This window comes from Streptomyces sp. NPDC042259 (genome assembly GCF_055582085.1).
Genome location: NZ_JBVJDW010000022.1, coordinates 22,218 through 47,616, shown reverse-complemented (window position 1 = coordinate 47,616; position 25,399 = coordinate 22,218). Strand labels below are relative to the sequence as shown.

Sequence of the window (25,399 nt, the reverse complement as noted above, 5' to 3'; positions counted from 1 at the left end):
CGGTTACATTCCGAACCCGGAAGCTAAGCCTTTCAGCGCCGATGGTACTGCATGGGGGACCGTGTGGGAGAGTAGGACGCCGCCGAACAATTTTTCAGCCTCAGGCCCCGAGTTTTCACTCGGGGCCTGAGGCATTTTTGCGTTTAGGGTGCTGTCATGCGCTATGACCTCGTCATCTTCGACAACGACGGAGTGCTCGTCGACAGCGAGCCGATCGCCAACACGGTCCTCGCCGCCTACCTCTCCGAGCTGGGCCACCCCACCAGCTATGAGGACTCCCTCCGCGACTACATGGGCGGTGCCGTCCACCGCGTGCACGACCTCGTGCTCGAGCGGACCGGACAGCGGCTTCCCGTGGAGTTCGACGAGACGCTGCATTCCCGCACCTTCGCCGCGTTCGAGCAGGAACTCCAGCCGATGAAGGGCGTCACCGAGGTACTGGAATGGCTGGTCGCCGAAGGCATCGCCTACTGCGTCGCCTCCTCCGGAACACACGAGAAGATCCGGGTCGGACACCGGCGGACGGGCCTCGACGAGTGGTTCGAGGACGAGTGGATCTTCAGCTCGGAAGACGTCGGCCACGGAAAGCCGGCGCCCGACCTGTATCTGCACACCGCCCGGTCCATGGGCGTCGAACCCGAGCGCTGTGTCGTCATCGAGGACAGCCCCCTCGGTATCCAGGCCGCGCAGGCCGCGGGAATGGACGTCTACGGGTTCACGTCGATGACGCCGGCCGACCGGCTGCCCGGCGCCAAGGGGTATTTCGGAGAACTGACGGAACTGCCGCGACTGCTCTCCTGACCGCGCGAGCCGGCCCGAAGCGCCGCGGTAACCCCGGCGGCACCGGCGATTCGCCGCGCGAACGATTCACCCGTGTGGACGGATGCGTTCGTGTGATCCCTCCGGCCGCCGGTCGAGTGATCGTCCAAGCCGCCCCTCTGTCACGGGTGCGCACACGCTCCCGGGCCCAGGACGACGCCCGGCCCGTGGGCCCCGTGTGGCGCCCCTATACCGTGTCGCCATGAGCGGCCGCGCACAGCTGATGTGGGACGAGGCAGTAACGGGCTATGACTTCGGCCCCGGGCACCCGATGGACCCGGTGCGGCTCGCGCTGACCATGCGACTGGTGGAGGCGTACGGGCTGGACCGCGCGGTCCGTCTGGTGGCCGCCAAGCCCGCGGGGGAGTCGACGCTGCGGCTGGTGCACAGGCCCGACTACGTGGCGGCGGTGCGGCGGGCATCGGCCGACCCGGCGTCGGCCGACGGCTCGTACGGGCTGGGTACCGAGGACGATCCGGCGTTCGCGGGGATGCACGAGGCCTCGGCGCTGATCGCCGGGCAGTCCGTGGGCGCGGCCGAGGCGGTGTGGCGCGGAGACGCGCTGCACGCGGTGAACTTCGCGGGCGGGCTGCACCACGCCATGCCGGGATCGGCGGCGGGGTTCTGTGTGTACAACGACGCCTCCCTGGCCGTGGCGCGGCTGCTGGAGCTGGGAGCCGAGCGCGTCGCGTACGTGGATGTGGACGTGCACCACGGGGACGGCGTCCAGGCGGCCTTCTGGGAAGACCCACGGGTCCTCACGATCTCCCTGCACGAGCACCCCCGGACGCTCTTCCCGGGGACCGGCTGGCCGGAGGAGACCGGGGGGCCGGGGGCCGAGGGCGGCGCGGTGAACGTCGCACTGCCGGCGGGGACGGGCGACACGGGGTGGCTGCGGGCCTTCCACGCCGTGGTGCCGGAGCTGCTGGGCGAGTTCCGGCCGCAGGTGCTGGTGACGCAGCACGGCGCGGACACCCACTTCGACGACCCGCTGGCCCACCTCGCCGTCTCGCTGGATGCCCAACGGCTGGTGATGGAGGCGTGTCACGAGCTGGCGCACGAGCACGCGGACGGCCGGTGGGTGGCACTGGGCGGCGGGGGGTACGCGGTGGTGGACGTCGTGCCGCGGTCCTGGACCCACCTCGTAGCCATCGCCGCGGGGCAGCCGGTGGACCCGGAGTCGGCGGTGCCGCAGGAGTGGCGGGACGCGGTCCACGCCCGCACCCGGCAGCTCGCTCCGCAGCGGATGACGGACGGACTGCGTCCGCGGTGGCGGGACTTCGGGGCGTCCGGCTACGACCCCGCGGACCGGCTCGACCAGGCGATCCTGGCGACGCGCCGCGCGGCGTTCCCGGCACACGGGCTGCTGCCGTAGACCTGCCGGACCGGGGCGTCGGAACGTCTTCTGCCCGGCCTCGTTAGCCCACGCGTGGGATGCCGGAGGTGAATCGCGGTGGGCCGCGGAGCGGTCCGCCAGCATCGGGGGCGTGCCCAGCCCCCGCGCCCTGCGCGCGCATCTGCTCACCGCCCGACTGGCCGGCCCGGTGGCCACGACCCGGGAACGGAGCCTGAGCCGGTACCGGATGTTCGCGGCCCGTGATCCACGGGCGTTGATCGGCTTGGAGCCCGAATACGACTGGTGTTTCGATGAGTTGTTACAGCTGATGGGCCAAAAGTGCGGAGTTTCGGCCGATCCTGCGCACACTTCAGGGCATGATGTGATCGACCCTGACCGTACGCTCGCGGCACTCGATGCCTTCGCCGACCGTCTCGCGACGGTGGCCGCGACAGGAGCTCCGGTGCTGCTCGGCACCGGCCACCCCCACCGACTCCTCGGTTTCTACGCCGCGTTGGCCGCCGGTCTCTCGGCGGCCGGGTGCGGTGTCCTCACCCCCGCGCAGGGTCGAAGTGTCGACATAACGACCCGGTTCGGCGTACGCACTTATCACCTGGACTACGTCAGGGGAGTCGCGCTGATGCGTGAACCCGGCGCGCGACCGCCCCGGAGTGAGCCGGGCGTGCATACCCATTCTCCGCTCCCGGTTCGGGTCGCTCTGGGGGCCGTGGCGGACTCCGGCGGACCCCTTCCGGGCCTGGTCATCGGGGACCACGGCTGGGTCTGCGGGGCAGGTCAGCTGGGTTTTGAGGCCATCGGCCTGGCCGACTCCGACGACCCGGCACCGTTCGTCGGAGAGGCCGAGGGGAGGGTGTCCGTGGTCGTTCCGCTTGATGACGCTGTGCGGTCTGATTACTACCGACCGCTTACTCGCTATGTACTCAATCGAGCGTGTCTGTCACAGTAGGCGGCCGATGGCTGCTCCTCTTCCCCACTCGCATCACACGCCCCTAATCTGGGGAGTGAGCGCGCAGCGACGAGGAGTCACCGGAGGGGAAGCCGGTGCGCGTCATGTGCGGAAGGTTCAGGTGTGTCATGGCTGCTGGCGAAAGGCCTCTCAACGAGGTCGTGTTCCTGACCGTGGCGGAAGTCGCCTCGGTGATGCGAGTGTCCAAGATGACCGTGTACCGCTTGGTACACAGTGGTCATCTGCCGGCGATCCGGGTGGGTAGGTCGTTCCGGGTCCCAGAGCAGGCGGTGCACGAGTACCTCCGTGAGTCCTACGTGGGGGTGGAAACCGCCTGACGATGCCCTCGGATTACGCTGTTCGCCCGGTGCCGGGTAGGCTGGCCCGATGTAGGTCGTGTGGGCTCGGACGCCCCGCACCGAGTGAATCGATGTAAGCGAGGGTAGTCGTGGGCTCTGTTATCAAGAAGCGGCGCAAGCGGATGGCCAAGAAGAAGCACCGCAAGCTGCTCAAGCGCACGCGTGTTCAGCGTCGCAACAAGAAGTAAGCAGCGCCGCTGTGAACGTCCCGCAGCCCTTCCACCGATCCACGGTGGAAGGGCTGCGGTGTTTTCCGGGCCCGGCCGCGCCCGTCTGACGTGTTCTTACGTTGCGGTCAGTAAGGCCTTCGCTACGGCTTGAAATGTCGCCCGGTGTACCGGGTGGTCATCACAGCGCAACAACGAGCCGCTACGGTTGCCGCCAGGCACCGCTCGTCGCGTAAGGGTGGGAAGGGAAGGCGCTGATCTTGGGCAAGGTCGTGCTCGTCACCGGGGTCGCACGGCAACTGGGCGGACGGTTCGTCCGCAGAATCCAGCGCGAGCCCGACGTCGACCGGGTCATCGGGGTGGACGCGGTGCCACCCGAGCATCACCTCGGCGGGGCCGAATTCCTACGGGCCGACATCCGCCATCCCGCGATCGCCCGGGTCCTCGCGGAACACGCCGTCGACACGGTCGTCCACATGGACGTCAACGGCACCCCGCTGGGCAAGAGCGGCAGCCGGGCCACGGTCAAGGAAACCAACGTCATCGGCACCATGCAGCTGCTCGGGGCGTGCCAGAAGACTCCGTCCGTCAGACGGCTGGTCGTCAAGTCCAGCACGAACGTGTACGGTTCCGCGCCCCGCGACCCCGCGATCTTCACCGAGTCCACGCCGCCCAAATCGCTGCCCAGCGGCGGCTTCGCGAAGGACGTCGTCGAGGTCGAGGGCTATGTGCGCGGCTTCGCGCGACGCAGACCGGATGTGGCCGTGTGCGTGCTGCGCTTCGCCAACATCCTCGGGCCCTGCGCCGACTCGCCGCTCGCCGAATACTTCTCGCTGCCCGCCCTGCCCACCGTCCTCGGCTTCGACCCCAGGCTCCAGTTCGTGCACGAGGACGACGCGATCGAGGTCCTGCGGATCGCCGCCGGAGAGCCGCGCCGTGGGACGCTCAACAGCGGCACGTTCAATATCGCGGGCGACGGCGTGCTGCTGCTCTCACAGGCCGCCAGGCGCCTCGGACGCCCCACTCTCCCCTTCTTCCTGCCGACCGTCACCTGGGTCGGCTCCGCGCTGCGTTCGGTCGGCGTTTTGGACTTCTCGCCCGAGCAGATCCGGCTGCTCACCCACGGACGGGTCGTCCAGACCACCCAGATGCGCGAGACACTGGGCTTCCACCCCCGCTATACGACCGCCGAGGCCTTCGCGGACTTCGCGCGCAGCCGCGGCAAGGGGCTGCTGCCGCCCGAGACCCTCGCCCGTACCGTCGACCGGATCGCCGCGGTCCTGCCTGCCGGCCGCGGCCAGAACTGAGGAGCGCAGCCACCATGGCGGATGCGAAGGTCATCCCGTTCGGCGAGGAGCCCCGGGCGAAGCGGAAGGTCAAGCGCGGGGGCCGCGCCCGGACCGGCCAGCCGCCGGTGCCGCTCGCGCCCGTACCGCCGCAGCGCGACGAACCCTCCGGGACGGCGGCCGGGCGGGCGGAGACGGCCGGGGGCCCGCGCGAGAGCGACGGCGGCTGGGACCGGAAGCTGGCCGGCGGGCTGAGCTTCCTGCGGCGCCGCGTCACGGGCGAATACGAGGTCGACGACTTCGGGTACGACCAGGAGCTGACGGACCAGGTCCTGATGTCGGTGCTGCGCCCGTTCTACGAGAAGTACTTCCGGGTCGAGGTGAAGGGCATCGAGAACATCCCGGAGAAGGGGGCGGCGCTGATCGTCTCCAACCACTCCGGGACGGTCGCCGTCGACGGTCTGATGCTGCAGATGGCCATCCACGACCAGCACCGGGCGAACCGCAATGTGCGGATGCTCGCGGCGGACCTCGTCTTCATGCTGCCGGTCGTCAATGAGCTGGCCCGCAAGTTCGGGCACACCCTCGCGTGCGTCGAGGACGCGCAGAAGCTGCTGGAACGCGGCGAGCTGGTGGGGGTGATGCCGGAGGGCTTCAAGGGGGTGGGGAAGCCGTTCTCGGAGCGGTACAAGCTGCAGCGCTTCGGGCGGGGCGGCTTCGTCTCCACCGCGCTGCGGGCCGGGGCGCCGATCGTGCCGTGCTCGATCGTCGGGGCGGAGGAGATCTACCCGATGGTCGGCAACGCGAAGACGCTGGCGCGGCTGCTGGGGATCCCGTACTTCCCGCTGACCCCGACATTCCCCTGGCTCGGGCCGCTCGGGATGGTGCCGCTGCCGACGAAATGGACGATCCAGTTCGGCGAGCCGATCCCGACGGACGGCTATTCGCCGGAGGCGGCGGACGACCCGATGGTGATGTTCAACCTGACGGACCAGGTGCGCGAAACGATTCAGCACACGCTGTACAAATTGCTGGTGCAGCGGCGGTCGGTGTTCTTCTAGGCCGGACCCGGCCCGGCCCAAGCGGCGGCGGCCGGTGATCTCCTGAGGCGTTTTTCCCGCCCCTGTCCGAGTGGAGAGCACCGACCGCCGGTTTCCGCCGTCTGGTTCACGTCCCCCTAGTTGGCGTCCTCGCCGTGGATGCCGAGGCCCGGGAGGATGTCCGGGAGGAGGGGCGGGATGGTGATGTCCGGCTGCTTGGACGGCTTGCCGTCCTTGCCGTGCGGGGGCTGCTTGGCCGTTCCCGAGCTGTCGGAGCTGGGCTGGGGGTCGAGCAGGCCCGTGCCGCCGAGGAGCCCCTCACGGTCGTCGTGACCGCCGGGGGACGCCGAGCGGGGCTTGCCGCCCGAGTGCTTGCCGTCGGAGGTGGACGACGCCCGAGGCGGCTGCGCGGGATGGCCCGAGCGGCCCGGGGTGCCGCGCTCGGGAGTGTGCGGGGCGCCGGGCGTGCCGTTCTTGCCCCCCGGAGTGGTGGGCAGCAGCGAACGCAGCGGTCCGACCTCGTCGTCTATGGCGGCGAAGACCGAGCTGACCTGGTCGCCCACGTCGTGCAGCTGGAGGGGCAGCTTGTCGCGCAGTTGGCTCCAGCCCTCGCGGTGCGAGGAGGCGAACGAGGAGAGCCGCTGGATCGCGCCGAGCGAGCCGTCCCGCTCGTAGGCCTGGTGGAGCAGACGGTGGCCCTCCGAGGCGTCGTGCGTCATGCCGGAGAGGGTCTTGCGGATCTCGCCCAGGGATTCGTGGTCGAGGTGACCCGTCCGGCCGCGCTCCATGAGGCGGCGGGCCTCGAAGAGCCGGGTCGCGGCCCGGTCGAGGAACAGGCTTCCGCGGTCGGAGTCGTCGTCGGCCAGACCGAGCCGGAGATCCTCCATGCCGCGCTTGAGGCCGTACAGCGAATCACCGGGCAGGGCGTTGGAACTCGCCGCGGCCACACCGCCGAACGCGCCCGCCGCCACCCCCACCGTGAGCCCGCCGGCCGCGAGCCCCTTGGACCAGCGGGAGCGTGGTTTGAGCCGGCTCAACGGGCTCGCCCGGTGGGCGCCCTTGCCCGTGGCCCTGCCGCCCGCCGCGCCCGTGCGGGGCTCGGGCACCTTGGCGGCTTCCCCGGCGAAGTGGGACTCCATGGCAGCGATCAGCTGCGCCCGCTGCACGGTCCTGACCTCGGGATCCAGCTCGGGTGCGGGCAGCTCGCCGAGCCCGCTCGCCAAGGTCAACAACTTCCCCTGCTCGGTGTCGTCCACCGATGGGCCGGGCTGTGCGGCCGCCGCGCCCTGGAGTTCCTGGTCCTCCAGGGCCTGGGCGAAGGCGTTCGCCCGCCGGTGCGCCGAAACGTTCGCGATCACAGGCGGCACCTCCTCTCGTCATGACGATCGACTCCCCTGAAACCTGAAGGGTTGCGCGCCTTGAGCCCATCCACTCGATCGAGTGAGTTGCCATAGACATGGCGCGGTGGCAGGGAGTCTGCATCCCGCACAACGAGCGGTTCCGCAGTGGGGTTACGCGCTCCGGACGATGTGACCGCTGGTGAGTGAACGGGTGCACAGGGTCATCGCGCGTCGTCCGGGAGGAGCCGGGCCAGCGTGCGGACGGCCCGGTACTGAAGGGTCTTGATGGCGCCCTCGTTCTTCCCCATGACGCGGGCGGTCTCGGCGACGGACAGTCCCTGGAGGAAGCGCAGGGTGACGCACTCCTGCTGCTGTGGGTTGAGCTTGCGCACCGCCTCCAGGAGGGCGGCGTTGGACAGGGACTCCAGGACGGAGTCCTCGGGGCTGCGCTCGACCTCGTTGGCGTCGAGCATCTCGCCGGTGGTCACCTCGAGCCGGAAGCGCGACGACTTGAAGTGGTCGGCGACCAGGTTGCGGGCGATGGTCACCAGCCAGGCCCCGAAGTCGCGGCCCTGCCAGGTGAACGTGCCGATGCGGCGCAGGGCGCGCAGGAACGTCTCACTGGTGAGGTCCTCGGCCGTGGCCCGGCCGCCCACGCGGTAGTAGATGTAGCGGTAGACGGTGTCGGCGTACTGGTCGTAGAGGCGGCCGAAGGCTTCGGCCTCGCCGGCCTGGGCGCGCTCGACCAGGTCGAGCATGCGGGCGCTGTCGCTGTCGGCACTCGGGCGGCGGGTCGTAGTGGACGTACCGGCGCCGGCGCCGCGGCGGGCGCGTCTGCCGACCGCCGCACTGCCCTCGGCGAGGGCGTAGCAGGGGCCGGCGGGGACGGGTGTGGCGAAGGCGGGGACGGCGTACGCGGTGGGGACGAAGCCGCGCAGACGGTCGAGGACCGTTGCGCGCAGCGTAGCCAGGCCCGAGGCGTCAACCCCGACGTGTGGGTACACGGGACTCCCAGAGGCAGAGCTTCCATCACGTGCAGTGCGGGACCGTTCACTCGTCGTAGGGACAAGGGGGTACCGGTTTGCGTCTGAGGAGAATAACGCTTCGTACAGGCAGCGCTACACCGAGTTGCTCAAATCATCGTTTCCGTTCGATCTCTTACCGATTGACGCTCGATCAAATATCGAACTGTGAACGGAAGTTGACGTAATGGGGCGCATGTGTGGCCGATTGGGCAGCGTGTTGTGGCAATCCGGACACGGAAGGACTGTCGGGGGCCGTGTGGGGGTATGACAACAGGATTGCCTGTGGGTCACCTTCGGTTACGCCCTGTTGCCGCCCGTTCGGCACTGGTGGCCGAATACGGGCGGCAACGGCGGCGGGCGGTACCGCCCGTCCGGGGGAAGCTTCGCGGCCGGGCGCGTCAGCGGCGGCGGCGGTGCAGGGCGACGGCGGCGGCCGCGCCGCCCGCCAGGGCGCCCGCGGCGGCCGCGGCGGGGATGCCGACCTTGGCCGCCTTGCGGCCGGTGCGGTAGTCGCGCAGCCGCCAGCCGCGCTCGCGCGCGTGCTTGCGCAGCCGGCTGTCCGGGTTCACGGCGTAGGGGTAGCCGACGATCGACAGCATCGGGATGTCGTTGGCGGAGTCGCTGTACGCCGCGCAGCGGGACAGGTCCAGGCCCTCGGCGGCGGCCAGCGCCCGTACCGCCTCGGCCTTCGCGGGGCCGTGCAGCGGCTCGCCGACGAGCTTGCCCGTGTAGACGCCGCCGACGGACTCGGCGACCGTGCCGAGCGCGCCGGTCAGGCCCAGCCTGCGGGCGATGATGGTCGCGGTCTCGACGGGCGCGGCGGTGACCAGCCACACCTTCTGGCCCGCGTCGAGGTGGGCCTGGGCCAGCGCCCGGGTGCCCGGCCAGATGCGCTCGGCCATGTACTCGTCGTAGATCTCCTCGCCGATGCGCATCAGCTCCGAGACCCGGTGGCCCTTGACGATGGACAGGGCGCTGTCGCGCGCGTCCTGCATGTGCTCGGGGTCCTCGACGCCCGCCAGCCGGAACCACGCCTGCTGCCAGGCGAAGCGGGCCAGCTCGCGCTTCTGGAAGAAGTGCCGCTTATAGAGGCCGCGGCCGAAGTGGAAGAGGGCGGCGCCCTGCATGACGGTGTTGTCGAGGTCGAAGAAGGCCGCGGCCCGTACGTCGCCGGCGACGGGGAATTCCGGCTCGGCGGTTTTCCCGGCGTCCTTTTCGGCGGACTTTCCGGCGGTTTTCCCGGTGGTTTTCTCGGCGACCGGTGGCCGCTGCCCGGCCCGCTCGGTGCCGTCCGCGTTCTCCTGCGCGGTCTTGCGGGCTGCCTCCGCCGCGGCCTCGCCCGCCAGCACGCTGCGTGCGGTGGCGGAACGCCTGCGCGGAGTGATCCATCCCAGTGCGGCCATGTCGGGAGCATAGCCAGTTTGTTCGGGGTAACCGGAGTCGGAACGGTTCGGTGACGTGAACTTCACGGGACGTATTCGTCCCGCTCCGCGCCGGGGCGTGACCGCGACGCCCGCGCGGGGCCCGCGCGGTACCCGTGCGTAAAGGGGTCAGCCGCCGAGGGCCTTCCGCAGCCGCGCCGGGTTCACCCGCCAGAAGTCGTGCTGCGCGCCGTCCACGAGGATCACCGGGATCTGCTCCCAGTACTTGCGGTACAGCTCCTCGTCCTCGGTGATGTCCTTCTTCTCCCAGCGGGCGCCCAGCTCGCCGCAGATCTCGGCGATCACGGCCTCGGCGTCGTCGCACAGATGGCAGCCGGGCTTGCCGATCAGCGTGACCGTGCTGTCGGCGGGGTTCTTACGGGCGGTTCGGCGCAGCAGCGGGCTCATGCAGGCCATTGTGCCCGGAGTCGTCCCGGGTCCGGCGGTGCCGATTGGGTGCCTGAGTCGACTACCATCATGTGGCGATTTGTTGGTGTCCGGGGGTATGGCGATGAGGAGTGAGCGCACATGTCCCCGTCGGCACACCCTCGGTGCGGCAGTGCTCGGTGTGGCGGTCGTAAGGGTGCGGGCAATGGTTCCCGGACCGGGCCGAAACACCGCGTGACGCCGGTCACTTTGCCCGGACAAAGCGGACACCATCTTTGTGCACGCGTTCACAAAGGCATAGCCTGCGTTCGACGGGGCGGTCCTGGGACAAGGCGCCGCCCGCAGCCCCGCTCTACCCGCAGGAGCACCGTGGCAACTGGCCGAACTCACCGACCGGCGACCCGAAGCCGAGGGATTCCCGAGGCCACCGTCGCCCGGCTTCCGCTGTATCTGCGTGCGCTGACCGCGCTCTCCGAGCGTTCGGTTCCCACGGTCTCCTCCGAGGAGCTCGCGGCCGCGGCGGGGGTCAACTCCGCCAAGCTGCGCAAGGACTTCAGCTACCTCGGTTCGTACGGTACCCGCGGTGTCGGCTACGACGTGGAGTACCTCGTCTACCAGATCTCGCGGGAACTCGGCCTCACCCAGGACTGGCCGGTCGTCATCGTGGGCATCGGCAACCTCGGCGCGGCCCTCGCCAACTACGGCGGCTTCGCCTCCCGCGGTTTCCGGGTCGCGGCCCTGATCGACGCCGACCCGGCGATGGCGGGCAAGCCGGTCGCCGGGCTGCCCGTGCGGCACACCGACGAACTCGAAGCGATCATCAGCGACAACGGCGTCTCCATCGGCGTCATCGCCACCCCGGCCGGTGCCGCGCAGCAGGTCTGCGACCGGCTCGTCGCCGCCGGGGTCACCTCGATCCTCAACTTCGCGCCCACGGTCCTCGCCGTGCCCGACGGTGTGGACGTCCGCAAGGTCGACCTCTCCATCGAGCTGCAGATCCTCGCCTTCCACGAGCAGCGCAAGGCCGGCGAGGACGCCGCGCAGACCGCCGCCGCCACGCCGCCCCGGATGCCGCGCGCGGCCGGTGGCGGACGAAAGGGTCCGGACGGGGATGTCCCCGCCGTGATGCCGGCATGAGCCTGCTCGTCGTCGGCCTCAGTCACCGCAGCGCGCCCGTCAGCGTGCTGGAGCGAGCCGCCCTCACGGCGGACGCGCGGGCCGAGCTGGTGCACGACACGCTGGCGGCGGAGCCCGCCACCGAGGCGACCGTGCTCGCCACGTGCAACCGCATCGAGCTGTACGCCGACGTGGACAAGTTCCACGCCGGTGTCGCCGAGCTGTCCACGCTGCTCGCCCGGCACACGGGCGTCGGGCTGGACGAGCTGACCCCCTACCTCTACGTGCACTACGAGGACCGGGCCGTCCACCACCTCTTCTCGGTGGCCTGCGGGCTGGACTCGATGGTCGTCGGCGAGGGCCAGATCCTCGGCCAGATCAAGGACGCGCTCGCCCGCGGCCAGGAGCAGCACACCGCGGGCCGGCTGCTCAACGACCTCTTCCAGCAGGCCCTGCGCGTGGGCAAGCGCGCCCACAGCGAGACGGGCATCGACAAGGCCGGCCAGTCGCTGGTGACCTTCGGCCTGGAGCAGCTGGCCCGCGACACGCCCGTCGCCGACTGGGCCGCGGGCAAGCGCGCCCTCGTCATCGGCGCCGGCTCGATGTCCTCCCTCGCGGCCGCGACCCTCGCGCGCGCGGGCGTGGCCCACGTGGCCGTCGCCAACCGCACGGTCGAGCGGGCGCGGCGCCTCGCCGCGATCCTCACCGAGCCCGCGGGCCCCGCCGCCCGGGGCGGCTTCACGGCCTCCGCCGTGGAGATGACGGGCGTGGCGGAGGAGCTGTCCCGCGCGGACGTCGTCGTCTCCTGCACCGGTGCGACGGGCCTGGTGCTGACGGCCGACGCCATCCGGCTGGCCCTCGCCGCCCGTGCGGACTCCGGCCGCCGCGACGCGCTCTGCGCCGTCGACGAGACCTGCGAGGACGGCCCGGCCGGCCCGGCCGACGGTGTCGCGCTCGCGCTCCTCGACCTGGCCATGCCGCGCGATATCGACGCCGCCGCGCACGCGGTCGAGGGCGCCCGTCTCGTGGACATCGAGTCGCTCGCCGAGGCCTCCGCCGACGCGCCCATGGCCGCCGACGTCGACCAGGTGCGGTCCATCGTCTCCGACGAGGTCGCCGCCTTCGGCGCCGCCCAGCGGGCGGCGCACATCACACCCACCGTGGTCGCCCTGCGCACCATGGCCGCGGACGTCGTCGCGGGCGAGATCGCCCGGCTCGACGGCCGCCTGCCCGACCTCGACGACAAGCAGCGCGCGGAGATCACGCAGACCGTGCGCCGCGTCGTCGACAAGCTCCTGCACGCGCCCACCGTGCGGGTCAAGGAGCTGGCCTCGACCCCTGGCGGCGCCGGCTACGCCGACGCCCTGCGGGAACTTTTCGATCTTGACCCGCAGGCGGTCGCCGCCGTCAGCCGGGCCGACACGCGTGACCCCGGACGGGAGCCGGCATGAACGACACCCCCTCCACGGCCGCCTGTGGACAGGCCGCGGCCGGTGCGCACAGCACCGCCGACGCGCCCGGCCCGCACGGCGCCGTGACCGACCAGCGACCGCTGCGCCTCGGTACCCGCCGCAGCAAGCTCGCCATGGCCCAGTCCGGCCAGGTGGCCGAAGCGGTCCACCAGCTCACCGGCCGACCGGTCGAGCTGGTCGAGATCACCACGTACGGCGATGTCTCACGGGAGCACCTCGCGCAGATCGGCGGCACCGGGGTCTTCGTCTCCGCGCTGCGGGACGCGCTGCTCGCCCAGGAGATCGACTTCGCCGTCCATTCCCTCAAGGACCTGCCGACCGCCCAGCCGGACGACCTCGTCCTGGCCGCGATCCCGGCCCGTGAGGACCCCAGGGACGTCCTGGTCGCCCGTGACGGGCTGACCCTGGAGACCCTGCCGGCGTCCTCCCGGAACGGGGTGGCCCGGATCGGCACCGGATCGCCGCGCCGTATGGCGCAGCTCAACGCGTGGGCGCGGTCGCACGGACTCGAGATCGAGACCGTGCCGATCCGCGGCAACATCGACACCCGCGTCGGTTTTGTGACCGACGGCGAGCTGGACGCAGTCGTCCTCGCCGCCGCCGGTCTCACCCGCATCGGCCGGATCGGGGAGGCGACCCAGTTCCTGGACGCCGACGCGGTCCTGCCCGCCCCCGGTCAAGGGGCACTGGCCATCGAGTGCACCGCGGCCAACGCGGACCTCGCGGCACGGCTCGCCGAGCTCGACGACCCCTTCACCCGGGTCGCCGTGACCGCCGAGCGTTCCCTGCTCGCCGCCCTGGAGGCCGGCTGCTCCGCACCCGTGGGTGCGTTGGCCGACCTGTTGGCCGACGGGCAGATTGTCACTGAAATGCGCCTGCGTGGCGTCGTCGGTTCGACCGACGGCAAGACGTTGGTGCAGCTGTCCACCACTGGTCCCGTACCGTCGTCCAGCGAAGAAGCCGTGGCCCTGGGCCGCGACCTCGCCGCCGAGATGCTCGACAAGGGTGCGGCCGGTCTTATGGGGGAGCGAGTACTTTGAACCCCACCGCCCCGATCCACCCCGTGCACGGGCACGTCACCTTTCTCGGTGCCGGCCCCGGAGATCCGGGACTGCTGACGCTGCGCGCCGTGGAGGCACTTGCGACCGCTGACGTCCTGATCGCCGATCCGCAGGTGCTCGACGTGGTGCGCGCGCATGTGCGCGCCCATGTGGACATGCCTGCCCAGACGGTTACTGACGAGGCATCAAAAGCCGTCGGTGCCCTCGGCGTACCCGTCCTCAGGGACACCGCCAATCTTGTCATGGCGGCCGCGCGCGGCGGCAAGCGGGTCGTGCGTGCCGTGCTCGGCGACCCCGGCCTCGACGGCAACGCCGCCGACGAGATGCTGGCCTGCGCGAACGAGGGCATCACCTTCGAGGTGGTGCCGGGCGTCGCCACGGCCGTCGGCGTGCCCGCCTACGCCGGTGTCCCGCTGCGCGACGGCCGCGGGGCCGACGTGCGGTTCCTCGACGCCCGTACCGCCTCGGACACCTGCTGGTCCGAGGTCGGCGCGAGCGAGGTGACCGCCGTCGTCTCCACCACCCTCGACTCGGTGGTCGCGGCCGCCGGTGAGCTGGTCTCCGCCGGGCGCAAGCCCGACACCCCGCTCACCGTCACCGTCGCCGGCACCACCACCCGCCAGCGCACCTGGACCGCGACCCTCGGGTCGCTGGCGCAGGTGCTCAAGGCCGCCAAGGTGCTGCCGTCCGCGGACGGCGGCCAGCCGGTCATAGCCGTGGTCGGCGAGCGCAGCGCGGCCGCGCAGCGCGACCGGCTCTCGTGGTTCGAGTCCAAGCCGCTCTTCGGCTGGAACGTCCTCGTCCCGCGGACCAAGGAGCAGGCCGCCTCGCTCTCCGACCAGCTCCGTTCGTACGGCGCCGTGCCCAGCGAGGTCCCGACCATCGCGGTCGAGCCCCCGCGCACCCCGCAGCAGATGGAGCGCGCGGTCAAGGGCCTGGTCACCGGCCGCTACGAGTGGATCGCCTTCACCTCCGTCAACGCCGTCAAGGCGGTGCGCGAGAAGTTCGAGGAGTACGGGCTCGACGCGCGTGCCTTCGCCGGCATCAAGGTCGCGGCCGTCGGCGAGCAGACCGCCAAGTCGCTGGTCGAGTTCGGTGTGAAGCCCGACCTGGTGCCCAGCGGCGAGCAGTCGGCCGCCGGTCTGCTGGAGGACTGGCCGCCCTACGACCCGGTCTTCGACCCGATCGACCGCGTCTTCCTGCCGCGCGCCGACATCGCCACCGAGACCCTGGTGGCGGGCCTGATCGAGCTGGGCTGGGAGGTCGACGACGTCACCGCCTACCGGACCGTCCGGGCCTCGCCGCCGCCGGCCGAGACCCGTGAGGCGATCAAGGGCGGCGGCTTCGACGCCGTGCTGTTCACCTCCTCCTCCACCGTGCGGAACTTGGTCGGCATCGCCGGCAAGCCGCACAATGTCACCGTCATCGCCTGCATCGGCCCCGCCACCGCGAAGACCGCGGAGGAGCACGGCCTGCGGGTGGACGTGCTGTCGCCCGAGCCCTCGGTGCACAAGCTGGCCGAGGCGCTCGCGGACTTCGGTGCGGCCCGGCGCGACGCGGCCCTGGAGGCCGGCGACCCGGTCACCCGCCCGAGCGAGCGGCGGCCCGGATCGCGTAGAAGGGCACGGAGTTGAGCACGTACGGAACCTTCCCCGGGGCTCGCCCCCGACGGCTGCGGACCACCCCGGCCATGCGCCGCATGGTCGCGGAGACCCGGCTGCACCCGGCAGACCTGATCCTTCCCGCCTTCGTGCGGGAGGGCATCGGCGAGCCGGTGCCGATCTCCGCCATGCCGGGCGTCGTCCAGCACACCCGCGAGACCCTGCGGAAGGCGGCCGCCGAGGCCCGTGACGCGGGCGTCGCCGGGATCATGCTCTTCGGGGTGCCCGAGGACGCCAAGAAGGACGCGGCGGGCACCGCCGGCACCGACCCCGACGGCATCCTCCAGGTCGCCATCCGCGATGTGCGCGACGAGGTCGGCGACGAGCTCGTCATCATGTCCGACCTGTGCCTCGACGAGTACACCGACCACGGCCACTGCGGGGTCCTCGACGCCGCGGGCCGGGTGGACAACGACGCCACGCTGGAGCGCTACGCCGAGATGGCACAGGTCCAGGCCGACGCCGGGGTCCATGTGGTCGGGCCCAGCGGCATGATGGACGGCCAGGTCGGCGTCATCCGTGACGCGCTGGACCAGACGGGCCACGAGGACGTCTCGATCCTCGCCTACACCGCCAAGTACGCCTCGGCGTTTTACGGCCCCTTCCGGGAGGCCGTCGGCTCCTCGCTCCAGGGCGACCGCAAGACGTACCAGCAGGACCCGGCCAACATCCGCGAGTCGCTGCGCGAGCTGGCGCTCGACCTCGCCGAGGGCGCCGACATGGTCATGGTCAAGCCGGCCCTGCCCTACCTCGACATCCTCGCCAAGGTCGCCGAGTCGGTGGACGTTCCCGTCGCCGCCTACCAGATCAGTGGTGAGTACGCGATGGTCGAGGCCGCCGCGGCCAACGGCTGGATCGACCGCGACCGGGCCATCATGGAGTCGCTCACCGGCATCAGGCGGGCGGGCGCGAACATGATCCTCACCTACTGGGCCACCGAGGTCGCCCGGCAGCTGTAGGCCGGACGGCGGTCCCGCGCGCACACACCGATGGCGGCGTCCCCCCGAGGGGGACGCCGCCATCGTCGTTCCCGGATTCGGGGGCGTTCACGCATTCCCGCCTGGAAAGCGGGGCACTGCAGTCCTTACGGTGTGTAGCACACTGCTTACAGTGCGGAGGCGTGCATGAGTACCGATCCCGAACTCACCGACGACTGGGAGTACACGCTCCAGGTGCCCGCCGACCCCATGGCGCCCTGCATCGCCCGCCGCACGCTCCGCACGATCTTCGAGGAACACGGCTTCCCGGAACTGGCCGATACCGCCGAACTGCTGACCTCGGAACTGGTCACCAACGCCTACCGCTACTCCGACGGCCCGGCGTCGGTGCGGGTCAAGCAGGACGGCGACCGGGTGCGGGTGGCGGTGTGGGACACCAACCCCCGGCTCCCCCGGCTGGATCTGGCCGCGCTGCCCGAGGCGGAGGCCGAGCAGGGACGCGGGCTGGGGCTCGTACGCATGTGCGCCGACAGCTGGGGCGGCTTCGAGCTGCGGGACCAACCGCAGGGGCTGTCGGGCAAGTTGATCTGGTTCGAACTGGGGGCGGGGTAGGGCTCACTTCCGCGAATCGACACGACGTGCGCGACGTGCGTGACGTCCGGGGAAGCGGGCCCCGCCCCGCGCCCGGCTACAGCTGCTCGGGCGTCCGGATGCCCAGGAGCGACATGCCCTGACGCAGGGTGCGTCCGGTCAGTTCGCAGAGGAAGAGCCGGTTTTCCACCTGCTGCGGGGTCTCCGCCTTGAGCACCGGGCACTGGTCGTAGAACGACGTGAGGTGCGAGGCGAGCTGGTAGAGGTACCCCGCCAGCTTGTGCGGCTCGTAGGAGGCCGTGACCTCGGCGAGGGTCTCGCCGAACTGGTCCAGGTGCATGCCCATCGCGCGCTCGGCCGGGGCCAGCGCCAGCTCCGGGTGGGCCACCGGACGGGCGTCGCCCGCCTTGCGCAGGATCGACTGGATCCGCGCGTAGGCGTACTGGAGATACACGCTGGTGTCGCCGTTGAGGGACACCATCTGGTCCAGGTCGAACTTGTAGTCCCGGGAGACCGACGTCGACAGGTCCGCGTACTTCACCGCGCCGATGCCGACCTGGGCACCACGCTCGGCGATCTCCTCGTCCGTGAGCCCGAGCTTCTCGCTCTTCTCCCGGACGACGGCCGTCGCCCGGTCGATCGCCTCGTCGAGCAGGTCGACCAGCCGGACCGTCTCGCCCTCACGGGTCTTGAACGGCTTGCCGTCCTTGCCGAGGACCGTGCCGAAACCGAGCTGGGCGGCCTTGACGCCCTCGGTCAGCCAGCCGGCCCGGCGCGCGGTCTCGAAGACCATCCGGAAGTGCAGCGACTGCCGGGCGTCCACCACGTACAGCAGGGTGTCGGCCTTCAGGTTCCCCACCCGGTCGCGGAGCGCGGACAGGTCGGTGGCCGCGTAGCCGAAACCGCCGTCGGACTTCTGGACGATCAGCGGCGAGGGCTTGCCGTCCGGGCCCTTGACGTCGTCGAAGAAGACGCAGAGCGCGCCGTTGGAACGGACGGCGACCCCGGACTCCTCCAGCATGCGGCAGGTCTCGGCGAGCATGTCGTTGTAACCGGACTCGCCGACGATGTCCTCGTCGTGGATCTCCACGTCGAGCTTCTCGAAGACCGAGTAGAAGTAGATCTTCGACTCGTCGACGAACCGCTGCCACAGCGCGAGGGTCTCCTCGTCACCGGCCTGGAGGTCGACCACCCGGCGCCGGGCGCGGGCCTTGAACTCCTCGTCGGAGTCGAAGAGCGTCCGCGACGCCTTGTACAGCCGGTTGAGCGACGACATGGCCTCCTCGCCGGAGACCTCGCCCTCGTGGTCCAGCTCGTGCGGGTGCTCGATCAGATACTGGATGAGCATGCCGAACTGGGTGCCCCAGTCGCCGATGTGGTGGCGGCGCACGACCTTCTCGCCGGAGAACTCCAGGATCCGCACGACCGCGTCGCCGATCACCGAGTTCCGCAGATGGCCGACGTGCATCTCCTTGGCCACGTTCGGCTGGGCGTAGTCGATGACCGTGGTGCCCGGGTGCGCCGCGAACGGCACACCGAGACGGTCGTCGGCGGCCCGCTCGGCGAGCGTCCGGACGATCGCCTCGTCGGTGATCGTGATGTTCAGGAAGCCGGGGCCGGAGACCTCGACGTCCTTGATCAGCTCACCGGCCGGGAGCTGCTCGGCGACCTTCGCCGCCAGCTCACGCGGGTTGCCCTTCAGCTTCTTGGCGAGCGCCAGCAGCCCGTTGGCCTGGAAATCGGCCCGGTCGCTTCGTCGCAGCAGCGGGTCGGCGGCACCGGCCTCCGGCAGTGCTGCCGAGAGGGCGTCCGCGATGCGCTGATCGAGCGAGGAAGCGAGGGAAGGAACCGAAGCCATGGGGTGGGTGCCATTCCGGTAGAGGGCATTTTTGGATACGACCGAGTATCCCACGCGCCCCTCGCGGCCCGGGATGATGTTTTCGCCTGCTTCGCCCGGCCCCGGGCAACCCCGAAGCCTCCCCTTCCGTCTGGGACAATGGTCATGCCAGGACCACAAGGAAGGAAGTGCCGCACGTGGCTCAGAGCACCGAGGCCGACTGGGTCTCCCGTTTCGCCGACGAGGTCATTGCCGAGGGTGAGCGCCGCGCCCCGGGCAAACCGATCGTCGTCGCCTCGGGCCTCAGCCCCTCCGGCCCGATCCACCTGGGCAACCTGCGTGAGGTCATGACGCCGCACCTCGTCGCCGACGAGATCCGCCGCCGCGGCCACGAGGTCCGGCACCTGATCTCCTGGGACGACTACGACCGCTACCGCAAGGTGCCGAACGGCGTCCCCGGGATCGACGATTCCTGGGCCGACCACATCGGCAAGCCTCTGACCTCCGTTCCGGCCCCCGCCGGCTCGGCCTACCCGAACTGGGCCGAGCACTTCAAGGCCGCCATGGTCGAGGCCCTGGCCGAGCTGGGCGTCGAGTACGACCCGATCAGCCAGACCGAGCAGTACACCTCCGGCGTCTACCGCGAGCAGATCCTGCACGCGATGAAGCACCGCGGCGACATCGACGCCATCCTCGACCAGTACCGGACGAAGAAGGACCCCGCCGCTGCCGCGAAGAAGCCGCAGCAGAAGCAGCAGAAGCCCCTCGACGAGGCCGAGCTGGAGGCCGCCGAGGGCTCCGGCGCGGCCGCCGAGGACGACGGCAGCGGCTCCGGCGCGGGCTACTTCCCGTACAAGCCGTACTGCGGCGCGTGCGAGAAGGACCTCACCACCGTCACCGCGTACGACGACGAGAGCACCGAACTCGCCTACACCTGCGCGTGCGGGCACTCCGAGACCGTCCTGCTCAGCGAGTTCAACCGCGGCAAGCTGGTCTGGAAGGTCGACTGGCCGATGCGCTGGGCCTACGAGGGCGTGATCTTCGAGCCCTCCGGCGTCGACCACTCCTCGCCCGGCTCCTCCTTCGTCGTCGGCGGCCAGATCGTCCGCAAGGTCTTCGGCGGCGAGCAGCCCATCGGCCCGATGTACGCCTTCGTCGGCATCAGCGGCATGGCCAAGATGTCCTCCTCCAAGGGCGGCGTCCCCACCCCGGGCGACGCGCTGCGGATCATGGAGGCCCCGCTGCTGCGCTGGCTGTACGCGCGCCGCAAGCCCAACCAGTCCTTCAAGATCGCCTTCGACCAGGAGATCCAGCGGCTCTACGACGAGTGGGACAAGCTGGAGTCCAAGGTCGCCGACGGCAGCGCCCTGCCCGCCGACGCCGCCGCGCACGCCCGTGCCGCGCGCACGGCCGCCGGTGAACTCCCGCGCACCCCGCGCCCGCTGCCGTACCGCACGCTCGCCTCGGTCGTCGACATCACCGGCGGCCACGACGAGCAGACCCTGCGGATCCTCGGCGAACTCGACCCCGCGAACCCGGTCACCTCGCTGGACGAGACCCGCCCCCGGCTGGACAAGGCCGAGCACTGGATCAACACCCAGGTCCCGGCCGAGTCCCGCACCATCGTCCGCGCCGAGCCCGACACCGAGGCCCTCGCCGCCCTGGACGACCAGGCCCGCGAGTCGCTGCGGCTGCTGATCGCCGGACTGGACGACCACTGGTCGCTCGACGGGCTGACCACGCTCGTCTACGGCGTGCCGAAGATCCAGGCGGGCCTGGAGCCGGACGCCAAGCCGACGCCGGAGCTCAAGGTCGCGCAGCGCTCGTTCTTCGCGCTGCTCTACCAGCTGCTCGTGAGCCGTGACACCGGCCCGCGCCTGCCCACGCTGCTGCTCGCGGTGGGGGCGGACCGGGTGCGCAAGCTCCTCGGGGCCTGACCCCACGACGGCCGAAGGGCCGCCGCCCGGTTCTCCACCGGGCGGCGGCCCTTCGCCGTGTGTGCCTGCCACCGCTCGATGCGGTGCGCGGCTACTTCTTGTTCGCGTCGACGACCGAGGCGACGGCTTCCTTGGCCGCGCCCTGCGCGTCCTTCGTCATGTCACCCGCGTCCGGCGTCTTCGCGCCCTCGTAGCCGGCCCCGCTGTACTTCACGGTGACCACGACATTGGCGGTCCGGGCGATGACGGTGACGTTCTTGAAGTCGTTGTCGTCCTTCTTGGAGTCCGAGGTGACCGTGCTCCCCTCGTCACCGATCCCGCCGGCCTTCTCGGTCTTGGCGTTCTTCGCCCCGTCGGACGTGGTCGCCTTGGTCGTCTGCTGCGCCAGGAACGCCTGGGCGCGCTTCTCGCCGGAGCCGAGCGTCGGGTCGGAGGGGAAGCGCTTGAGCGAGACGGTCAGGGAGCGGTACTGCAGGTCCTTGACGTCCTCGTCGTTCAGGCCGCTGTAGAAGCAGCTGGCCGAGTCGTTGGTGTCGCTGGCGGGAAGGGCCTTGCCCTCCTTGGGGTCCGCCTTGGCCACCAGCTTCTCGATCGTCTTCGCCGGGACGGTCTTGCAGGCCCCGGGCAGCTTGGCGAACGCCGCGGGCTTGAGCGTGGGCGTCGCGTTCGCGCTAGGTGCCTTGCTGGGCGTCGTCGATTCCTTCTTGTCGTCGTCCGAGGAGCAGCCGGTGGCGACGAGCATCACCGGTACTGCGGCGCAGGCGAGGATTCGGGCGAGTCGCGGGGCTGTTCGTCGGTGCATGGGTCCTTCGCTCGTTCGGTGTCGAGGGCTTGGAGTTGCTCGTGGGGCGGCTGTGCTCCGCCTGTGTCCAGACGGCACGGTACGCGGCCTTCGCGAGGCGGTGGTCGAAACGGGGCGGTACTCGCCGGGCTAATTGCCGAAGTGCCCGGCGTCCAGCTCACGGGCCAGGGCATGGGCCTTGCCCTGGAGATCGGCGCTGTCGGGGATGTGCGCCTTGTCGGTCGACCACTGGTCGTACGCGATGGTCACCAGGACGTTGGAGGAACGGAAGACGACGCTGATGTCACGGTGCACACCGGTGCCGGTGGTGGCCAGCTTGTCGTCGACGTAGGCGTCGTCGCCGAGGTCGTCCAGGACGCGCGGGGCGAGTTCGGCGTCCGCCCCCTTGGCGGAACCGGTGCCGCCGGGGGAGGCGGAGCCGCCGGTGCGGGACGGGGCGGGCGACCCGGACGCGCCCGGCGCCTTGCCGGCGGCCTCACCCTGGGCCCGGGGCCCGGCGGACGCGGAGGCGCTCGGGGCCGTACCGCTCGCGCCCGTACCGGAGGAGGAGGGCGAGGCGGTGGCGGCCGGGATGTGCGCGGCCGTGGCCAGGCGCGCGTACAGCTGCCGGGCCCGGTCCTCGTCGCTGACGTCGGTCTGGTACGACACGACCCGCTCGAAGTCGACCGTCAGATGCCGGGTGCCCTCGGGGGTCTCCAGCTTCCAGCGGCAGCCGACGCGGCGGTCGGTGTCGTAGGTGATGGTGGCCTGGCCGCGGTAGCGCCGCTCGGCCTCCTCCTCGCTCTCGTCCTCGGCGCCGGGCAGCATGCGGCGCAGCGTGGCGGAGCTGACGTAGCCGCAGGGCTCGGGGAGGCTGTGGTACTTCCCCGGCGCGCCACCGGAGGCGGAGGCGCCGAGCTGACCGGGCTTGGAGTCGTCGCCGCCGGCACCGGAAGCGGAATCCCCACTGCATCCGGCCAGGGCCGTGGTGAGCACCGCCGCGGCCAGTGCGGCGGCTGGTGCGTACGCCCTTCGCTGCACTGTCCGTGGCTCCTTTCACCGGAAAACTGGTTGCCGCCACAAGGTGGCGGCCGGACACAATGTGTACCGCACGCGCCGCCGCGTCCGCCGGTTCCCTGTCGTGAATCGGGTGATAGGTCCGGCTTTTGCGTTTATCGTGTTTTACGGGGGAATGAGGAGAATCATGTCGTACACCGAGGTGCCCGGCGCCCGGGTACCCATCCGCATGTGGGCCGACCCGGCCGGGGTCGAGGACGTCGCCATGCAGCAGCTGCGCAACGTCTCGACCCTGCCGTGGATCAAGGGCCTCGCGGTGATGCCGGACGTGCACTTCGGCAAGGGGGCGACGGTCGGTTCGGTGATCGCGATGGAGGGCGCGGTGTGCCCGGCGGCGGTCGGGGTGGACATCGGCTGCGGGATGTCGGCGGTCAGGACGTCGCTGACGGCGAACGACCTGCCGGGGGATCTGTCGCGGCTGCGGTCGAAGATCGAGCAGGCGATTCCGGTGGGCCGGGGGATGCACGACGACCCGGTGGACCCGGGGCGGCTGCACGGCTTCGCGACGGCGGGGTGGGACGACTTCTGGGGGCGGTTCGACGGGGTCGCCGACGCGGTCAAGTTCCGTCGGGAGCGGGCCACGAAGCAGATGGGAACGCTCGGTTCCGGAAATCATTTCTGGGAACTATGCCTCGATTCGGACAATTTCGTCTGGATCATGCTGCACTCCGGCTCCCGGAACATCGGCAAGGAGCTGGCCGAGTACCACATCGGCCAGGCCCAGAAGCTGCCGCACAACCAGGGTCTGATCGACCGGGACCTCGCCGTGTTCGTCGCGGACACCCCGCAGATGGCGGCCTACCGGCACGACCTGTTCTGGGCGCAGGAGTACGCCAAGCACAACCGCGAGATCATGATGGCACTGTCCCAGGACGTGGTGCGCAGGGAGTTCAAGAAGGCCAGGGTCACCTTTGGCGAGGTCATCTCCTGCCACCACAACTACGTGGCCGAGGAGCGCTACGAGGGCCTGGACCTGCTCGTCACCCGCAAGGGCGCGATCCGCGCGGGCAGCGGCGAGTTCGGCATCATCCCGGGCTCGATGGGCACCGGCTCGTACATCGTGAAGGGCCTCGGCAACGCCGACTCCTTCAACTCCGCCTCGCACGGCGCCGGCCGCCGGATGAGCCGCAACGCCGCCAAGAAGCGCTTCTCCACGCGGGACCTGGAGGAGCAGACGCGGGGCGTGGAGTGCCGCAAGGACTCCGGTGTGGTGGACGAGATCCCGGCCGCCTACAAGCCGATCGAGCAGGTCATCGACCAGCAGCGGGACCTGGTCGCGGTGGTCGCCAAGCTCAAGCAGGTCATCTGCGTCAAGGGCTGACTGAGAGGGGCGGACGCTTTGCGTCCGCCCCTCTGCCGTTTGTCATTCGCCCTGTGCGGGCCGTTGCCGCAACCGCCACCGGCGAAGCTGGCAGGACTTCGTCGATCTGCCCAGCTGATCAGCTGCCCGTTCCAGGGTCGGGGCGTCCAGCAGTACGTGATCCTCCTGTGGTGTCCAGGAGCGTCGTGTCCGAGCCGGTCGCATATGCGGAGGACGGACCCACGCGCCGACCTGTGCGGCGGCAGAGTGTTTGCGTTCCAGCGCCAGGCTTCCCACGTAGTACAGGTGGCTCGCGAGGGTGGCACCGGCTTCTCTCATGTACATGATGTTGTACACACCGTCGCGGGCGTTCCGCCCGGGTACTCGTTGGATATCGAATGTCCGCTTGGTGTAGCGGCACAGGTATGCGGCTACTGCGGTGCTGGCGGTGGTGAGGCCTACGAAGGGCAGCCCAGCCGCCGTGAAGCCCACCGACCCGTCGGCGTCTATCACGCCGCGGAGGTAGTCCCGCCGGGAGAACGGAACGAGGGGCGGCGTGATTTTCGCGGACTTCTTCCCGTAGGGAAATCCCAGGTCCGACAGGCGCTTCCTGGCTTCCGACGAGCAGACCGTCCAGGTCGCGGAGCGGTGGCCTTCCGAGAAGTTGGTCGCCCTTGTCCGCTCGCTGATCGTGCTGTTGTAGGGGCACAACTCCTGGAAGGCGCGGAGTATGTCGATGTCCCGGTAGCTGATCTCGACACTCAGCTTGCCTCGTTGGCCGGTGCCACCTTGCAGGTGTCCATCGGCCTGCAGAAAGCCGAACATGTAGGCGTAACGGGGATCCTCGAGGTCCATGAAGTCCATGGAGTGATCGTGTGGCGCGCCCACTGCTCCGTGGGTCGGAACAGTGGAGCGCAACTCGAACTGGCGAGCGCACGTCGTGACGGCGTGCGCCCCCTCTCGTCAGGCACCCTGCGAGTACCAGCGGAGTTCGACGGTGTTGCCGTCCGGGTCCAGGACGTAGAGGGACTCGCCGTCGCCGCGGGCGCCGAAGCGGGAGCCGGGGCCGTCGACGACCGTGAAGACGCCGGAGTCGACGACCTCCTGCCAGTCCAGGGGCTCGACGACGAGGCAGATGTGGTCGACGTTGGACTCGCCCCGGGGGCGCTCGAAGAGGTCGATGATGGTGTCCGGGGAGACGCGGACCGAGGGGAACGGGACCTTGCCCGCCCGCCACTCGTCCACGCGGACCGGCTCCAGCCCGAGCGGGCCGAGGTAGAAGGCCAGGGACCGCTCGACGTCCGAGACGTTGAGCACCAGATGGTCGAAGCCGATGACGCGCAAGAGAGGGACCCTTTCGTACGGGACATGCGGGTATCCGCGGGGTTTCGTACGGGTGCCCGAGGGACGCCCGTACCCGGACGGTATCCGGAAGTCGATCACTTGGCGATCAACTTCCGGTCCCGCGCCCCGGGAACCCT

At 70.5% G+C, this 25,399-nt stretch carries 24 protein-coding genes and 1 rRNA gene; 16 read left to right on the top strand and 9 right to left on the bottom strand.

Annotated features, from left to right (window positions below; all coding sequences use genetic code 11):
- From rrf to ACZ6MA_RS33475, 8 genes are all read left to right on the top strand, one after another.
- A 5S ribosomal RNA gene (gene rrf, locus ACZ6MA_RS33510) occupies nt 1-88 on the top strand; the annotation flags it as partial.
- Nucleotides 89-156: 68 nt separating this feature from the next.
- A complete protein-coding gene (locus ACZ6MA_RS33505) occupies nt 157-801 on the top strand; it encodes an HAD family hydrolase (protein WP_469438640.1) in 645 nt (214 codons plus the stop codon).
- A gap of 220 nt (nt 802-1,021) precedes the next feature.
- Nucleotides 1,022-2,194, top strand: a complete 1,173-nt coding sequence (locus ACZ6MA_RS33500) for an acetoin utilization protein AcuC (RefSeq protein ID WP_469438639.1) — start codon at nt 1,022-1,024, stop codon at nt 2,192-2,194.
- A gap of 112 nt (nt 2,195-2,306) precedes the next feature.
- On the top strand, nt 2,307-3,122 hold the full coding sequence (locus tag ACZ6MA_RS33495; RefSeq protein ID WP_469438637.1) for a phosphatase: 816 nt from the start codon (nt 2,307-2,309) through the stop codon (nt 3,120-3,122).
- A 128-nt stretch (nt 3,123-3,250) separates the two neighbouring features.
- A complete protein-coding gene (locus ACZ6MA_RS33490) occupies nt 3,251-3,460 on the top strand; it encodes a helix-turn-helix domain-containing protein (protein ID WP_031145511.1) in 210 nt (69 codons plus the stop codon).
- Between the two features lie 110 nt (nt 3,461-3,570).
- The gene (locus ACZ6MA_RS33485) at nt 3,571-3,669 is read left to right on the top strand and encodes a 30S ribosomal protein bS22 (RefSeq protein ID WP_003948845.1); all 99 of its coding nucleotides are present in this window, start codon (nt 3,571-3,573) and stop codon (nt 3,667-3,669) included.
- Nucleotides 3,670-3,908: 239 nt separating this feature from the next.
- Nucleotides 3,909-4,955 (top strand): NAD-dependent epimerase/dehydratase family protein, encoded by a 1,047-nt coding sequence (locus ACZ6MA_RS33480; protein ID WP_469438635.1) that lies wholly within the window; start codon nt 3,909-3,911, stop codon nt 4,953-4,955.
- 14 nt (nt 4,956-4,969) lie between these two features.
- Nucleotides 4,970-5,995 (top strand): lysophospholipid acyltransferase family protein, encoded by a 1,026-nt coding sequence (locus ACZ6MA_RS33475; protein WP_469438634.1) that lies wholly within the window; start codon nt 4,970-4,972, stop codon nt 5,993-5,995.
- A 116-nt stretch (nt 5,996-6,111) separates the two neighbouring features.
- On the opposite strand, the gene ACZ6MA_RS33470 is transcribed toward ACZ6MA_RS33475, so the two are convergent.
- The 4 genes from ACZ6MA_RS33470 to ACZ6MA_RS33455 form a co-directional block, all read right to left on the bottom strand.
- Nucleotides 6,112-7,332, bottom strand: a complete 1,221-nt coding sequence (locus ACZ6MA_RS33470) for a DUF5667 domain-containing protein (protein ID WP_469438632.1) — start codon at nt 7,330-7,332, stop codon at nt 6,112-6,114.
- Nucleotides 7,333-7,535: 203 nt separating this feature from the next.
- A complete protein-coding gene (locus tag ACZ6MA_RS33465) occupies nt 7,536-8,318 on the bottom strand; it encodes an ECF subfamily RNA polymerase sigma factor, BldN family (protein WP_362213011.1) in 783 nt (260 codons plus the stop codon).
- A gap of 419 nt (nt 8,319-8,737) precedes the next feature.
- Complete coding sequence (locus tag ACZ6MA_RS33460; RefSeq protein ID WP_469438630.1) at nt 8,738-9,742, bottom strand: HAD family hydrolase; 1,005 nt, start codon at nt 9,740-9,742, stop codon at nt 8,738-8,740.
- 147 nt (nt 9,743-9,889) lie between these two features.
- Nucleotides 9,890-10,168 (bottom strand): glutaredoxin family protein, encoded by a 279-nt coding sequence (locus ACZ6MA_RS33455; RefSeq protein WP_469438628.1) that lies wholly within the window; start codon nt 10,166-10,168, stop codon nt 9,890-9,892.
- 348 nt (nt 10,169-10,516) lie between these two features.
- Here ACZ6MA_RS33455 and ACZ6MA_RS33450 point away from each other — a divergent pair, with 348 nt between their 5' ends.
- The 6 genes from ACZ6MA_RS33450 to ACZ6MA_RS33425 all read left to right on the top strand — a co-directional run bounded on the left by ACZ6MA_RS33450 (nt 10,517) and on the right by ACZ6MA_RS33425 (nt 17,007).
- Nucleotides 10,517-11,284: a redox-sensing transcriptional repressor Rex gene (locus ACZ6MA_RS33450; protein WP_469438627.1), complete on the top strand. Its 768-nt coding sequence runs from the start codon at nt 10,517-10,519 to the stop codon at nt 11,282-11,284.
- Nucleotides 11,281-12,714: a glutamyl-tRNA reductase gene (locus tag ACZ6MA_RS33445; RefSeq protein ID WP_469438625.1), complete on the top strand. Its 1,434-nt coding sequence runs from the start codon at nt 11,281-11,283 to the stop codon at nt 12,712-12,714. The genes ACZ6MA_RS33450 and ACZ6MA_RS33445 overlap by 4 nt, the downstream gene beginning before the upstream one ends.
- A gap of 83 nt (nt 12,715-12,797) precedes the next feature.
- Complete coding sequence (hemC, locus tag ACZ6MA_RS33440; protein ID WP_469438645.1) at nt 12,798-13,775, top strand: hydroxymethylbilane synthase; 978 nt, start codon at nt 12,798-12,800, stop codon at nt 13,773-13,775.
- On the top strand, nt 13,772-15,430 hold the full coding sequence (locus ACZ6MA_RS33435; protein WP_469438623.1) for a bifunctional uroporphyrinogen-III C-methyltransferase/uroporphyrinogen-III synthase: 1,659 nt from the start codon (nt 13,772-13,774) through the stop codon (nt 15,428-15,430). The genes hemC and ACZ6MA_RS33435 overlap by 4 nt, the downstream gene beginning before the upstream one ends.
- Complete coding sequence (gene hemB / locus ACZ6MA_RS33430) at nt 15,427-16,416, top strand: porphobilinogen synthase (protein ID WP_469438621.1); 990 nt, start codon at nt 15,427-15,429, stop codon at nt 16,414-16,416. The genes ACZ6MA_RS33435 and hemB overlap by 4 nt, the downstream gene beginning before the upstream one ends.
- A 165-nt stretch (nt 16,417-16,581) precedes the next feature.
- Nucleotides 16,582-17,007, top strand: coding sequence for an ATP-binding protein (locus tag ACZ6MA_RS33425; RefSeq protein WP_469438620.1), 426 nt, complete (start codon nt 16,582-16,584; stop codon nt 17,005-17,007).
- A gap of 76 nt (nt 17,008-17,083) precedes the next feature.
- Here the strand turns inward: ACZ6MA_RS33425 and argS are convergent, their stop codons facing one another.
- On the bottom strand, nt 17,084-18,844 hold the full coding sequence (argS, locus tag ACZ6MA_RS33420; RefSeq protein WP_469438619.1) for an arginine--tRNA ligase: 1,761 nt from the start codon (nt 18,842-18,844) through the stop codon (nt 17,084-17,086).
- Nucleotides 18,845-19,011: 167 nt separating this feature from the next.
- Between argS and lysS the strand changes: the two genes are divergently transcribed.
- Nucleotides 19,012-20,760: a lysine--tRNA ligase gene (gene lysS, locus ACZ6MA_RS33415; RefSeq protein WP_469438617.1), complete on the top strand. Its 1,749-nt coding sequence runs from the start codon at nt 19,012-19,014 to the stop codon at nt 20,758-20,760.
- Between the two features lie 91 nt (nt 20,761-20,851).
- Here lysS and ACZ6MA_RS33410 read toward each other — a convergent pair whose 3' ends face one another.
- Complete coding sequence (locus ACZ6MA_RS33410; RefSeq protein ID WP_469438615.1) at nt 20,852-21,562, bottom strand: hypothetical protein; 711 nt, start codon at nt 21,560-21,562, stop codon at nt 20,852-20,854.
- A 129-nt stretch (nt 21,563-21,691) separates the two neighbouring features.
- Nucleotides 21,692-22,582, bottom strand: coding sequence for a hypothetical protein (locus ACZ6MA_RS33405; RefSeq protein WP_469438614.1), 891 nt, complete (start codon nt 22,580-22,582; stop codon nt 21,692-21,694).
- 163 nt (nt 22,583-22,745) lie between these two features.
- Here ACZ6MA_RS33405 and ACZ6MA_RS33400 point away from each other — a divergent pair, with 163 nt between their 5' ends.
- Nucleotides 22,746-23,939 (top strand): RtcB family protein, encoded by a 1,194-nt coding sequence (locus ACZ6MA_RS33400; RefSeq protein WP_469438613.1) that lies wholly within the window; start codon nt 22,746-22,748, stop codon nt 23,937-23,939.
- A 42-nt stretch (nt 23,940-23,981) separates the two neighbouring features.
- On the opposite strand, the gene ACZ6MA_RS33395 is transcribed toward ACZ6MA_RS33400, so the two are convergent.
- Nucleotides 23,982-24,782 carry a hypothetical protein gene (locus ACZ6MA_RS33395; protein WP_469438611.1) on the bottom strand — a complete coding sequence of 267 codons (801 nt, stop codon included), beginning with the start codon at nt 24,780-24,782 and terminating at the stop codon, nt 23,982-23,984.
- A gap of 99 nt (nt 24,783-24,881) precedes the next feature.
- Nucleotides 24,882-25,262 (bottom strand): VOC family protein, encoded by a 381-nt coding sequence (locus ACZ6MA_RS33390; RefSeq protein ID WP_469438610.1) that lies wholly within the window; start codon nt 25,260-25,262, stop codon nt 24,882-24,884.
- Nucleotides 25,263-25,399: the final 137 nt, after the last annotated feature.